11 protein-coding genes are annotated in these 13782 nt (G+C 56.2%); 8 read left to right on the top strand and 3 right to left on the bottom strand.

What is annotated here, in order from left to right; translation table 11 throughout:
* Window positions 1–197 precede the first annotated feature (197 nt).
* From AC2IAX_RS11330 to AC2IAX_RS11315, 4 genes are all read left to right on the top strand, one after another.
* Window positions 198–815 carry a TetR/AcrR family transcriptional regulator gene (locus tag AC2IAX_RS11330; protein WP_494387592.1) on the top strand — a complete coding sequence of 206 codons (618 nt, stop codon included), beginning with the start codon at window positions 198–200 and terminating at the stop codon, window positions 813–815.
* Window positions 799–2067, top strand: a complete 1269-nt coding sequence (locus AC2IAX_RS11325) for an HlyD family secretion protein (protein WP_494387591.1) — start codon at window positions 799–801, stop codon at window positions 2065–2067. Before AC2IAX_RS11330 ends, AC2IAX_RS11325 begins: the two co-directional genes overlap by 17 nt.
* A 123-nt stretch (window positions 2068–2190) precedes the next feature.
* Window positions 2191–3348 (top strand): ABC transporter permease DevC, encoded by a 1158-nt coding sequence (gene devC / locus AC2IAX_RS11320; protein ID WP_494387590.1) that lies wholly within the window; start codon window positions 2191–2193, stop codon window positions 3346–3348.
* Window positions 3349–3407: 59 nt separating this feature from the next.
* Window positions 3408–4136 carry an ATP-binding cassette domain-containing protein gene (locus tag AC2IAX_RS11315; protein WP_494387589.1) on the top strand — a complete coding sequence of 243 codons (729 nt, stop codon included), beginning with the start codon at window positions 3408–3410 and terminating at the stop codon, window positions 4134–4136.
* 181 nt (window positions 4137–4317) lie between these two features.
* Here the strand turns inward: AC2IAX_RS11315 and AC2IAX_RS11310 are convergent, their stop codons facing one another.
* A complete protein-coding gene (locus AC2IAX_RS11310) occupies window positions 4318–4833 on the bottom strand; it encodes a pyroglutamyl-peptidase I family protein (protein ID WP_494387588.1) in 516 nt (171 codons plus the stop codon).
* Between the two features lie 130 nt (window positions 4834–4963).
* Between AC2IAX_RS11310 and hisH the strand changes: the two genes are divergently transcribed.
* Window positions 4964–5620: an imidazole glycerol phosphate synthase subunit HisH gene (hisH, locus tag AC2IAX_RS11305; RefSeq protein WP_494387587.1), complete on the top strand. Its 657-nt coding sequence runs from the start codon at window positions 4964–4966 to the stop codon at window positions 5618–5620.
* 35 nt (window positions 5621–5655) lie between these two features.
* Here hisH and AC2IAX_RS11300 read toward each other — a convergent pair whose 3' ends face one another.
* Complete coding sequence (locus tag AC2IAX_RS11300) at window positions 5656–6696, bottom strand: DnaJ C-terminal domain-containing protein (RefSeq protein WP_494387586.1); 1041 nt, start codon at window positions 6694–6696, stop codon at window positions 5656–5658.
* Between the two features lie 259 nt (window positions 6697–6955).
* Window positions 6956–8014, bottom strand: a complete 1059-nt coding sequence (gene argC / locus AC2IAX_RS11295; RefSeq protein WP_393012679.1) for an N-acetyl-gamma-glutamyl-phosphate reductase — start codon at window positions 8012–8014, stop codon at window positions 6956–6958.
* 332 nt (window positions 8015–8346) lie between these two features.
* Between argC and ribBA the strand changes: the two genes are divergently transcribed.
* From ribBA to AC2IAX_RS11280, 3 genes are all read left to right on the top strand, one after another.
* A complete protein-coding gene (gene ribBA / locus AC2IAX_RS11290) occupies window positions 8347–10032 on the top strand; it encodes a bifunctional 3,4-dihydroxy-2-butanone-4-phosphate synthase/GTP cyclohydrolase II (RefSeq protein ID WP_494390369.1) in 1686 nt (561 codons plus the stop codon).
* 140 nt (window positions 10033–10172) lie between these two features.
* Window positions 10173–11990: a hypothetical protein gene (locus AC2IAX_RS11285; protein WP_494387585.1), complete on the top strand. Its 1818-nt coding sequence runs from the start codon at window positions 10173–10175 to the stop codon at window positions 11988–11990.
* Complete coding sequence (locus AC2IAX_RS11280; RefSeq protein WP_494387584.1) at window positions 11963–13735, top strand: hypothetical protein; 1773 nt, start codon at window positions 11963–11965, stop codon at window positions 13733–13735. The genes AC2IAX_RS11285 and AC2IAX_RS11280 overlap by 28 nt, the downstream gene beginning before the upstream one ends.
* Window positions 13736–13782 lie beyond the last annotated feature (47 nt).

Below are 13782 nucleotides of genomic sequence, written 5' to 3'. Positions count from 1 at the left end.
TCCCATTGATGTAACCCTTGGTTCAGCATCAATTTGGCACCGATTCGGCATGAACACGGCATTCATCGAGCATTGATCAACCCCCTGATCATGCATTACAAAATGTCGATTTCAATGCCAGTTCCAGTGCCAATTTTGCGCAGGTGAGGTAGTGTGGCTGCACAAAAACCGATTAAAAACACTTGCGTATTGAGCCAATGCCCAAAATTGTTGATCACGAAAGCTATCGCCAAGAACTCCTGAGTCGTTGCTTTGCTTTGTTTGCCGAACGGGGCTACCACGCACTCACGATTCGGGAAATTGCAAAGGGACTCGGTGTTTCCACCGGAACCCTTTACCACTACTTCGAGAGCAAAGAAGACCTCTTCATCCAACTCATGGACTACCTGAGCTTGGAGGATACGGGAGAGCAAGCGCTCAGCCAGTTGAGCCATCCGCTGACCCTCGCTGAACGAATTGTGGTGGTGATGGATTGCGTGATGGACAACGAGGAATATTTTCGCCAGCAGGATCTATTAATTGCGGAGTTTTGCCGCCACCAAGGGGAAGTGGTGCGCAAAAATCCCTTGATTCAGGGGGCCCACGATCGCTATGTTCAGGCGCTGGCAGACTTTTTGGGAATTCACGATCGTCCGGTTTTGGAGTGTTTTTTGGCTTGGGTGAGTGGCTTGCTGTACCGCCGAATGCTTTTGGGTGAGCAGTTGAATTTGGCGGAACAGGCAGTTTTGATGTCCAAAATGCTAGCGGGCTACTGGGAGCAAACCAATCGTGATTGCAAAGTTCAGGAATTTCAACACAGTGGCTCTGGCGGCTAGTGCGGCGGCGGCTAGCATTGCCCTCGGGGCGATCGGGCTGTCGCAGTGGAACCGGGCGACGGCAGAACAACAGGCCCAAAGCGCAACCCCGGGGCCAGTGGTGCGATCGGGCGTGACGGCCCTGGGGCGGCTGGAGCCGGAGTCGGAGGTGGTGCGGTTGGCGGCTCCCTTGGCGCTGGATGGCGATCGGGTCAGTGAGTTGCGTGTGCGGGAGGGCGATCAGGTGCGGGCGGGGCAAGTGGTGGCCTTGTTGGCTTCGGAAACCGTGCTGGCCGCCGAATATAACGAAGCGAATCGCCAACTACAGGTGGCTGAAGCGCGCCTGGCCCAAGTGCGAGCCGGAGCCAAAACCGGCGACATCAACAGCCAGCGGGCCGCCGTGAACCGAGTGCAAGCCGAATGGCAAGGGAACACCGATGCTCAACGGGCCCAGCTCAGTCGGTTGCGGGCCCAGTGGCAAGGGCAGTTGGCCCAACAGTCGGCCGCTGTTCGCCGCTTGGAAGCGGAGTTAGCCAATGCCCAATCGGAATATCGGCGCTATGAGGCGCTTTATCAGGAAGGGGCGGAATCTGCCTCCCGGTACGATTCCAAGCGGCTGTCGGTGGAAACCTTGTTTCGGCAGCTTCAGGAAGCCCGGGCGGAACTGAACCGGCTCGATCGCACCGGTCGCCAGGAAGTGCAAGAGGCCACGGCGGTGCTGAGTCGGGTTGAGCGGGCGGGCCAACAACAATGGCAAGAGGCCAAGTCCACCCTCAGCAGTGTGTCGGAAGTGCGGACGGTGGATGTACGCACGGCGTTGGCGGAAGTGGCGGCCGCCCGGGCCGCGCGCGATCGGGCGGCGGCGGCCTTGGAACGGGCTTATCTGCGGGCCCCCAGCGATGGGCAAATTTTGAAGATCCATGCCCGGGCGGGCGAAAAGGTTGGTGAGAGCGGCCTGCTTGATCTGGCTCAGACCGATCGAATGGTGGCCGTGGCAGAGGTTTACCAAACCGATGTGGGGCTGGTGCGCGTTGGGCAACCGGCAACCGTTGTGGGCCAAGCTGTTCAGGGTAGCTTGCGCGGCACGGTGACCCAAGTGGGGCTGCAAGTGTTGCAACAAAACGTGTTTAGCAATCAGCCGGGCGAAAACCTCGATCGGCGGGTCGTGGAAGTGCGCATTTTGCTCGATCCCGCCAGCACGGCCCGCGTGCGATCGCTCACCAATTTGCAAGTGGAAGTGAGCATCGAAACCGGCACGGGCAACGCTCGCTAACTCGCTAATTCGTAGTCACTTGATTAATAATCATTTGATTAATGGTCACCTGATTAGCGGTCATTTGATTGTGATTGAATCAATTCTTTTGCCAGCGCGCTCACTAGCGTTGCAACCGACCCCATGCCCAAAAAAACTCCCCTTTCCTGGCTATTATTGGTGCGCCAGAAAAGTCGCCTCATTGTAGCCACCGCTGGCATTGCCTTTGCTGATATTTTGATGTTCATGCAATTGGGGTTCCAAAGTGGCCTATACGACGCAGCCATCAAACCTCACCGCAACCTTGATGCGGATTTAATCCTGATTAATCCTCAGTTTCGGACACTGTTTTCGGTCAAAAGCTTCCAACGCGAACGGCTCTATCAGGCTCGAGCATTGCCCGACGTGAAAGAGGTCAGTTCCATTTACATCAACACCGGTCAATGGCGTAATCCAGAAACCCGTGAAAGTCGCGCCATTTTGGTTTGGGGCGTGGAACCGGGAAAGCCCAGTTTCAAGCTGCCGGAAGTGGAACAGCAACTCACCGAAATTACCCTGCTGAAAACTGTTTTGTTTGACCAAGCAGGACGACCAGAATATGGCACGGTGGCCGATTGGTTAGCCCGATCGCCCCAGGGCTTAGAAGTGGAGTTGAGCGATCGGCTCTTGAACGTCAGCGGTACTTTCACCCTGGGGGCATCGTTTGCGGCGGATGGCAACACGATCGTCAGTGATTCCACCTTTTTGCATTTGTTTCCCGATCGCTCCGCCAGCAACATTGAAGTGGGTTTGATTCAACTGCAACCGGGTAGCGATCCGGTGGTGATGCAACAAAAACTGTCTGCCTTTTTGCCCAAAGATGTGCGAGTTTTGACCGTTGAAGAATTTGCCAACGTTGAAAAGCAATATTGGGCTGAAGGAACCGGCATTGGTTTCATTTTTGGGCTTGGGGCCATCATGGGCTTCATTGTGGGCATCGTGATTGTTTATCAGATTCTCTATTCTGATGTGTCCGATCACTTGTCGGAATTTGCCACCATGAAAGCCATGGGCTACAGCAACGTCTTCCTGGTGCGAGTCCTGATCACTGAAGCCTTGATTTTGGCAGTGATTGGCTTTTTACCCAGCGTGGTTTTGGCGATGGGTTTATATCAAATTACCTATTCCGCAACCCTTTTGCCAATCTTCATGCAGATCGATCGGGCCATCACCGTTTTTGTGTTGACCGTTGCCATGTGCAGCGCCTCCAGTGTGATTGCCATGCAAAAGCTTTATCAAGCGGATCCAGCGGATATTTTCTAAGGATTTTGCCCACTTTTGGAGAGATCAATCTAGCAGAGGGTTAGGTTATGGATCAGGTCATGGATCAGGTTACGAATCAAGTCCTTGGGCAATCATCTAACCAAGCCGGTGCCATTACGATTCAGAATTTGAATCACTATTTTGGCAATGGTGATCTCAAAAAACAGGTGCTTTATGACATTAACCTGATCATTCAAGCGGGTGAAATTGTGCTGCTGACGGGCCCATCCGGCTCTGGAAAAACCACCCTGTTGACTCTGTTGGGAGGGTTACGATCGGCCCATGAAGGAAGCTTGAAAATTCTGAATCAGGAAATGTGTGGAGCCAGCAAGGAGCAACTCCTAAAAATCCGTTGCAACATTGGCTATATTTTCCAAGCCCATAACTTGTTGAGCTTTTTAACGGCCCGCCAAAATGTCCGTTTGTCCTTGGAATTGCATGATCATTACACCGATGCAGAATGCGATCGACTGGTGGACGAAATGTTAACGGCGGTGGGCTTGGGAGAACGATTGGACTATTATCCCGAGCAGCTTTCGGGGGGACAAAAACAGCGGGTGGCGATCGCCCGGGCCCTGGTGAGTTCGCCCAAAATTGTGTTGGCCGATGAACCAACGGCTGCGCTCGATCGCAAGTCGGGGCGAGATGTGGTGGAAATTTTGCAACGCTTGGCCAAGGAGCGAGATTGCACCATTTTGCTGGTTACTCACGATAACCGCATTTTGGATATTGCCGATCGACTGCTGTATATGGAAGATGGGCGATTGGTGAAGGATAAGACGGAGTAGACCGGCAAGGAATTAAACTGGGCGATCGGGCCCTAAGAGGATGTCTGAAAAGTCGAAACTGCTACCTTTTGGCTCCCATTCATCGGCGAGAATAAGGGGCTTAATTAATCGGCGAAAACAAGGGGCTTAAGCCCCTTGTCCCAACGACTACTAGCGCTTTGTAAGCATCCCAGTTTACTTTTCAGACATCCTCTAAGTTGTGCAAAATTTGATGGAAATCTGCTGCAATTTGCACTTGATTTTCAATCGTCAAAATAGGCACATGGATAAACAGAGCCTTGGCTAATTGGCGATGGAGAAACAACCATTGCAAGACTCGGTAATAGAGCGCATTACAAACAAAATTGCCCGCATCAAAGCTGATTTCAGAACACTGAGTACCCGCCAAAAGTTGCGACAAATTGAAACCCGTTGCCAATCGACTGCCTTCTTGGCTGGCTTGGGCTTCTAGGGATAGGTGCGATCGCCCCTCAGCCATGCCACACAACAGAATTTTGCGGGGACGATGTTGCTCGATCGCCTCGATCACCCGCCGAGGAGCCAGATCAAAATCAACGGGTAATTGCCGCAAGCAAATCACCTGCGGGGGTAGCTGCCGTTGTTCGATCAACAAGGCCAGCAAATCATCGGAGGCATTGGATTTCTGATGGGGCAACCAAGTTTGAAAGGAGGTGATCAGCCATGGAGATTGCGCCATTTCAAACCTATAATTTCAGTGGTTTCGATCGTTTGAATGATTTGGATGATTACGATTGCTTTTGATCGCCCATCATTCAATTTCAGTTTTAGTCAACACAATTGCAGCAATTGCAGGGGTTTGGTGTCCTATGACAACGATTGCCGTGGTCGATTACGACATGGGCAACTTGCATTCCGCCTGCAAGGGGCTAACCCAGGCGGGAGTTGAGCCGATCGTGACTGACTCGGCAACGGTGATCGATCGCGCCGATGCGATCGTCCTGCCGGGAGTTGGGTCTTTTGATCCGGCGGTACAGCAACTGCGTGCTCGGGGATTGGAAGCGCCCATTCGCCAGGCGATCGCCCAAGGGAAACCCTTTTTGGGCATCTGTTTGGGTCTGCAAATGCTTTTTGAAACCAGCAGCGAGGGCCGGGAACCGGGCCTGGGCATCGTGCCCGGCTCCGTGCGGGCGTTCCAACCAGAACCGGGAATTACTATTCCCCATATGGGCTGGAATCAGTTGACCCTCACCCAACCCACATCCCTGCTGTGGCAAGGGCTGGAGCCGTTGCCCTGGGCCTATTTTGTCCATTCCTACTATGTGGATCCGGCGGATCCAGGGGCGATCGCCGCCACCACCACCCACGGCAGCCAAACGGTGACAGCAGCCATTCACTGCGAAGCGCTCGGCTCCGGTCGGCCCAATGTGATGGCGGTGCAGTTCCACCCGGAAAAGTCGGCGGCGGCGGGCCTGCGGATTTTGGCGAATTTTGCCACCACCGTTCGATCGAGGGTTCTCTGCTAGGGCGGTTTGGTCAGTTAGTTCGCAAGATGAGTGCATTAAAGCTGAACGGAGCGTAGGTGCGATCGGGGATCGGTCGATCGCGCGGCCCGCACCTGTTCATAGGCGGCCCGCTCGGCCGCCGTGGGCGAACTGGGCAAGGTCACCGCCACCCGCACTAACAGATCCCCCCGCTTGCCGCTGGGTTCAACCCAACCCTTGCCCCGCAGCCGCAGGGTTTGACCCGACTTAATGCCCGCTGGCACATTCATGGTCACCAACCCATCGGGGGTGGGCACGTCGGCCTTGGTTCCCAACACCGCCTCATCGGGGGCGATCGGGATTTCGCAAACCAAGGTCTCGCCGTCAAACTGGAAAAAGCTGTGGCTATTGAGACTGACCTTCAGGTACAGATCTCCCCGTTGACGGCTGTAGGGGTCGTATTGCCCCTTGCCCTTGAGACGAATTTTGCTACCCGGCTTGGCCCCGGGAGGAATGCGCACGGTGATGGTTTCAGCTCCCAGGCTCAGGCGCTTTTGCGTGCCGTTAAAGGCTTCCGCAAAGGACAGGGCCAAGGTGGCTTCCCGATCGCCCGCGGCCGATTGGGGGCCAAAGCCGCCCACATCCCCAAAGCCAGAGAAGCCGCCTCCAAAATTGCTGTTGTTGTAATTGCCGCTGTAGTTGCTGCCCGTGCCGCTGCGATAGTTGTAGCTGCTCGATCGCGTTCCGGCGGCCCCTGGGCCCCCAAATCGTCCCAGCAGCTCATTAATGAATTCATCAAAGCTGCCGTAGCGGCCAAATTCAAAATCATCAAACCCGGCTCCCCCGGCCCCGGTTCCTCCCCAGGCTTGGCCGGCGCGATCGGCCTGCTGCCAATATTGACCAAAGCGATCGTACTTTTGGCGCTTGTCCGCATCGGACAGGACTTCATAGGCCTCGTTCACTTCCTTGAACCGCGCCTCCGCCTGTTTGTCGCCCGGGTTCAAGTCCGGGTGGTATTTGCGCGCCAACCGTCGATAGGTTTTCTTGATTTCCTCGGCACTGGCGGTTTTGGTCAGACCCAGCACCGCATAGTAATCCTTAAAATCTGTCGCGGCCATGCGCTACCACCTTAATTTTGCTGCGATCGATCGGGATGGGTTTAGCCTAACGAAGTCTAGCGTTGGCTGGAGATCGGGTGAGATCGCGCTGATTGGTGCAATTCCCGAACCTACCCCGATTTTTGCCGCCGATTGGATCCTGATCCTCAACCACTCCCAGCCCCTCTCCGGCCATGGGCAAGGGGCTAGGGCAAACCAAAGTTGATCAACTTTTGATCAGCGGTTGATCAGCAGTTGATCAACACCTGAGGGGTAGAACTTAGGGATAAAACGCCAACTGGGGCAACCCGATCGTTTCATCCAAGCCCAACATCAGGTTCATGCACTGCACCGCCTGACCCGATTGGCCCTTCATCAGGTTATCGATCGCCGACAACACAATCACCCGATCGGTGCGTGGATCCACCTCCACGCCCAAGTAGCAAAGGTTTGTTCCTAGGGCCCACTTGGTTTGGGGATAGACCCCACTGGGCAACACCTTCACCCAAGGGCTGTTACGATAGAAGGCGTTGTAGATGGTCAGCAGGTCTTCGCGCACCAGGCCCGGATCGCGGAGGGTGGCATAGACGGTGGACAAAATGCCGCGCGGCATCGGCACCAGGTGAGGCGTGAACTGAATTCGCACTTCATGGCCCGCCAAATCCGTGCAAATTTGTTCAATTTCCGGCGTGTGGCGATGGCGACCGACCCCATAGGCAGAAAAGGAACCGCCCGCTTCCGCCAACAGCATGTTGGTTTTGGCCTGGCGACCGCCGCCGGACGTGCCGGACTTGGCATCAATGATCGCCGTTTCCGGAATGATAATCCCCTGCTTCAAAAGGGGCAGCAGGGCCAAAAGGCTGGCCGTGGGATAGCAGCCGGGACAACCAATTAGGTTCGCCTCCGCGATCGCCTCACGATTCAGTTCCGGCAGCCCGTAGACCGCCATGGCCGCCACTTCCTGATCGCTGCGACTTTTGCCATACCAGTCTTCATAGGTGTTTAGATCCCGGAACCGGTAATCCGCCGACAGATCCAGCACCTTGCAGCCCCGATCGACCAGTTGAGGAGCCAAGTCACAGGCAATCCCGTTGGGCAACCCCAAAAACACCACCCGACAGCGCCGGGCAATCTCATCCAGGTCGATCGACTCCACCTTCAGGGAAATGCGGTGGGCCAGGTGAGGATAAACTTGCCCATAGCTTTGGCCGGCACTGCTTTCGCCGCCCAAATAGGTCAGTTCCACATGGGGATGATCTAACAGAATTCTGACCAGTTGCACGCCGCCGTAGCCCGATGCGCCAACGATGCCAACTGGAATCTTGTCTGTATTACTCATAATCCGGCTTCTGATTCCCTTTGCTTGTGTGGGTGCCTGTGTCTGTGGACGGGCGCGGTGCTGCTGGGTGCGGGCCAGCCGGCGGGTGCGCGCGGCTTGTTGCCATGCATTCTAGTACCGTTTGCCGGTGTTCCTGCGTTCGGCCGTAGGGGGTCTCACCCCTAGTGAATCCAGGGCGATCGCACAGGATCAGAAAAGCCGCAATTGGCCGCCGGGTGAAACTGCTACAGGAGATACAATAGGAACCATAAGTTAAGAACTGTAACTGTTTATTAGCGTCCGTACCGGCCTCTGGGTGACGGACGCGCCGTTCGCCTTTGGTTGCTGCCGCAATGACCCACCACACTGTCCCCCAGTCTGTTCCCGCGTTTGTGTTTGACACGATTCCCGCCATCCTGGCAGACCTGAAGGCCGGGCGGCCCGTGGTGATTGTGGATGACGAAAACCGCGAAAACGAAGGGGACATCATCTACGCCGCCGAAAAGGTGACGGCGGATGCGGTGAACTTCATGGCCACGGAAGCGCGGGGGCTAATTTGTTTGGCCATGACGGGCGATCGGCTCGATGCGTTGGAGCTGCCCTTGATGGTGACCAACAACACGGACAGTAACCAAACGGCCTTCACCGTCAGCATCGATGCCTCGCCGGCCTTGGGAGTGAGCACCGGCATTTCTGCGGAAGACCGCGCCAAAACGATCCAAGTGGCGATCGACCCACGAACCCGGCCGGAAGATCTGCGGCGACCGGGCCATATTTTCCCCCTGCGATCGCGCGAAGGGGGGGTGCTGAAGCGGGCGGGGCACACGGAGGCGGCCGTGGACTTGGCTCGCCTGGCGGGGCTTTATCCAGCGGGCGTGATTTGCGAAATTCAAAACCCCGACGGTTCCATGGCCCGATTGCCGCAACTGATTGACTATGCCCAGCGCTACGACCTGAAAATCGCCACGATCGCGGACTTAATTAGCTATCGGCTGCAACATGAGCGATTTGTGATTCGGGAAACGGTCACCAAACTGCCCACGGAGTTTGGCCTGTTTGAGATCTATGGCTATCGCAACGAAATTGACGGTTCCGACCATGTGGCGATCGTCAAGGGCGACCCGGCCAGCTTCCACGATCGCCCGGTGTTGGTGCGGGTGCATTCGGAATGTCTGACGGGGGATGCCCTGGGATCCTTGCGCTGTGACTGTCGATCGCAACTGATCGCGGCCCTGAAAATGATTGAGCAGGCCGATGAAGGGGTGGTGGTTTATTTGCGCCAGGAAGGTCGCGGCATTGGCCTGATTAATAAGCTCAAGGCCTATTCCTTGCAAGATTTGGGCTTTGACACGGTGGAAGCCAACGAAAAGCTCGGTTTTCCGGCAGATTTACGCGATTACGGCGTGGGCGCACAAATTTTGAACGATTTGGGCATTAGCCAAGTGCGGCTGATTACCAATAACCCGCGCAAAATTGCCGGTGTTCGCGGCTATGGACTGGAAGTGGTCGATCGCGTGCCCTTGTTAATTGAGTCCAACTCCTTCAACACACGCTATTTGACCACCAAGGCGGCCAAGCTGGGGCATCTGCTGCTGCAAACCTATCTGGTGACGCTCGCCCTCCATTGGACTGATCACCCCACCACCAGCGAAGCCTACGAACGGTTGGCCCAGTTGCGACAATTGGTGAGCGATCGGGATTTGCGATTGCGGGAAGAGGCGCGGCCGGTGGCGGTGGCCCTGTTTGGCCATCCGGCGCTGATTGTGCATTTGGGCTTTGACCAATCCAATTTGGCCATGGCCGGTTGGTATCGCGAGCCGGGCCATCCTTACCTGGAGGCGATCGCCCAACTGTTGGATCAAGTGGCGGACTGGCAAGCGGTGCAGCGGCTGGAATTTTTGGTCAGTGAAGGGGGTGACCCCATGGCCGGGCTACAGGTGAAGCTCGATCGCCTGACCTACAAGCTGTCGAGCGGGCATCGACCCTCAACCATTTGCCAAGATGTGGAAAGCCAGCAGATTTATAGCTTCCTGCGCTAGCGGCCTGCGTTAGGGCTGTCGGGGCGATCGTCCTGCGCTAAAGTGCCTTTGTTGCGAACTGCGGGCCGCCGATCGGGAAACGTCCCCTAGCCAGCGGTTCCCCGGCGGTTTGGCAACGGTTTTTCAGGGCAGGACAGCGCGTGCAACAGGAACCGGGCCATCAACCCCCTCAAACCATTCAGGCATTTTGGGCAAAAGTTTGGATCGTTCTTTTCCAGCCGATCGCCCATGGGCGCGATCGACGGCTCTGGTTTTGGGGCGGCCTCTGCGGAGCCGTAGCCCTGGCCTATGGCGGGTTAGCCCTGCAACAGGCCCTGGCGGGCCCCTACGTGATCCAAGATGATGCCCGCCAGCATGTGTTTTGGATGCGACGCTTTTGGGATCCAGCGGCCTTTCCCCAAGATCTAATTGCCGACTATTTCCAGTCCGTGGCCCCGGCGGGCTACCAATGGCTCTATGGCTTGGCGGCCAAGCTCGGGCTAGATCCCTTGCTGTTTAACAAATTTGTGCCCCTGGGGTTAAGTCTGCTGGCGGCGGTGGGGGCCTATGGTTTGGCGGTGACCCTCTGGCCGATTCCGTTGGCGGCGGGGTTGAGCGGGCTGCTGGCGGTGCAGGCCCTCTGGCTGCGGGATGATTTGGTTTCCGGTACGCCCGCGGCCTTTGCCGGGCCCCTGTTGCTGTGGGGGTTGTGGGCGATCGCCCGGCGGTGGTTGGGGCTAACGGTGGGGGCGATCGGGCTGTTGGCCCTGTTTTATCCGCAAGTGGCCCTGGTGTTGGGCGGCGCGTTAGGCCTGCAATTGCTGCGATCGGGACGATCGGTTGCTTGGCGCTGGCGGGCGGCCTGGGAACGCCCGGAGGTGCGGGTGGCCTTGGCGGGTTTGGGGGCGCTGGTGGTGACCATGGTTCCCTACCTGTTGCGCGATTCTCCCTTTGGGCCGGTGCTGTCCGTGGACGTGGCGCGATCGATGCCCACCTTGGCCGATAAGGGTTGGTCTGCCTTTTTCACGCGGGATCCTTGGAACTATTGGGCCTGCGGCCAACGCAGTGGCTTTTTGCCCACCGAATGGTGTCGGATCATGGCCTTCCATTCGGTGCTGGTGTTGCCTTTGGCCGTTTGGTTTGGTCTGTTGTGGCCCCTGCTGTGGTGGCAGCGCGATCGCTTCCCCCTGGTGCGATCGGCCCAAGGAGCCTTGCCCCTGTTGGGCGATCTGTTGCTGTCCTCCGCGATCGGGTTCGGGGCGGCCCATGGGTTGCTGTTTAAATTGCACCTGCCCAATCGGTATGGGGAGCATTCGGTGCGGCTGGTGGCGGCGCTGGTGGCGGGTTTGGCGATCGCGGCGGTGCTGGAGCGGGCGGTGCAATGGCTGCGGCGGGGCGGCTCCCGGGCGATCGGGGCCGGGCTGGGGGCGGGCCTGTTGGTGTTGTGGTTTGTGGCCTATCCAGCGGCCCTGAAGGCGCAAAATTACGCCTTTCCGGTCACTAACTATGTGCCGGGCAATGCTCCGGGGCTTTACGCGTTTTTGCAACAACAACCGCGTGATACCTTGGTCGCGTCCTTAGCTCGCGAAGGGGATAATTTGCCCGCCTTCGCAGGCCGATCGATCTACGTGGGTGGCCAAGGCTATCTGCTGCCCTATCACTTGGGGTTTTATCAAGAACTGGTGCGGCGGCTCGATCGACTCGTGAGCGCCCAATTTGCCCCCAGTTGGGCCCCCATTCGCCGGTTTTTGGCGGAAACGGGCGTGGATTTTTGGTTAGTGGAGCGATCGAGCTTTCAGCGGGATTTTTTGGATAGTCGTCGGTTTCGCCAATTCAACATTGGTGCAGCCCCATTGGCCCAGCTCGATCGAGGCAAACAACCGGTTTTACCCAGCGCGATCGACCGTTGCGCTCAATGGCAAGCGGGCGATTTAGCGCTATTGGAGGCGAAATGCTTAATGGCTGGCTCCGCGCCCTAGACCCCACCGGCCCCAGAGGCAATCGCGCGGGCCGCTGGGCCTTGGCGCTCAGTTTAGCCGTGGCGATCGGCTGTGCCCTGCCCGCCCTCTTTCAGGCCTTCAGCGGCCCCTACGTGGTGCAAGACGATGCTCGCCAACATGTGTTTTGGATGCAACGGTGGCTCCATCCCGATCGCTTTCCCAATGACCTGATGGCGGACTATTTCCAATCCGTGGCCCCCTGGGGATATCAAGGCCTATACCGGTTGGGCAGCATCCTCGGCTTGGATCCAATGGTTTTCAATAAATTGCTGCCGATCGGCCTAGGAACCCTGACCACGTTTCTGTGTTTTCAAGTGGTTTGGCACTTGTTGCCTGTGCCCTTGGCAGCCTTCAGCGCTTGCGTCTTTTTAAATCAGAATTTATGGATTGCTGATGATCTCGTTTCCGGTGTGCCCGTTGCCTTTATTTATCCCCTCTTTTTCCTATTTTTAAAGGGTTGGTTAACCCGATCGCCCTGGCAACTCTTCAGCGCGATCGGACTTTTAGCCGGCTTCTATCCCCATGGCGTTTTATTAGGATCTTCCCTGATTGGTCTAGATTTAATTGGGCAAATTTGGCTAATTGCTCAGCGATCGCCGTTTCAGGTTCAATCGCTGCTGAAAACCCTATGGAATCAGCATCGATTAGAATTCAGCTTGCTGATCTTTTCAGGACTGGTTTTATTGCCCTTTCTCGGGAAATCGAGTCAATATGGCCCGGTGCTGACCGCCGCTGAAGCCAAAACCTTTTGGGCCCAATTTTTCCAGGTAGAACCGGCTTGGGCCTATTGGTTCAAGCATCGTCGCACAGGGCTGATTCCAATCGATTGGTGGGAAATTGACTTCGCCTTTCCGCAAATTATTTTGACGGCACTCTTTCCGATTTTGTGGTGGCAGCGCGATCGGTTTCCCCTGGTCCAAGCCACGCGATCGAGCCTAGTCTTTGTGCCGCAATTATTAATCGTCTCTGGGGCTTGGTTTACTGTTGCCCATCTTCTACTCTTTCGGTTGCATTTACCCAATCGCTATTCAGAACATTCCCTACGCATCATTGTGGCCATTTTGGGTGCAATCGCCCTGAGTTGGCTGGTGCAAAAGGCTTGGCAATGGGCAAAATCGCGCCCGCCCACTGCGAGATTGAGCACCCCAAAAGCCAAGGGATTGGTGCTGTTGATTACCGGTTTATTGTTGATTTATCCCTTCACTTTTCCCGGTTTTCCTGCCACCCAATATGAAATTGGCAACCATCCCCAACTCTACGAATTTTTTCAACAACAACCGGTCACCATTCGGATTGCTTCCACCACCCGCGAAACGGATAATTTACCCAGTTTTGCCCAGCGCTCCATTGTGGTCGGCCCCGGGTTCACCATGCGCTACCATCGTCGTTATGCCACGGAGCTATTGCGGCGGGCAACGGATTTGATGGTGGGTCAATATACCCCAGACCCCGATCGCTTGCGGGAGATTGTGAACCGCTATCAGGTAGATTTTTGGTTGCTCGATCGGGCAGATTTTGACCCCAATCAGCTCCAGAAAATGGGCTGGGTTCGTTGGTTCCGTGCCAGTCCCCAAGAACCCCTAGCGATCGCCCATCGCCAAGCGATCGAACAATTACGGCGAGGCGAAGTGCCCGTGATGCAAGCGCTGCTCGATCGTTGTCAGCAATTCACCGATCAATCCTTGGTTGTTCTGAATGGTAATTGCTTAAGATCATCCCTTTAATTCAGTGCATTCAGCCTGTCTAATCACAGCTTACTGATCAATCTCAT

The organism is Limnothrix sp. HT2024 (assembly GCF_059138625.1).
This window is presented reverse-complemented; position numbering and strand designations above follow the sequence as displayed.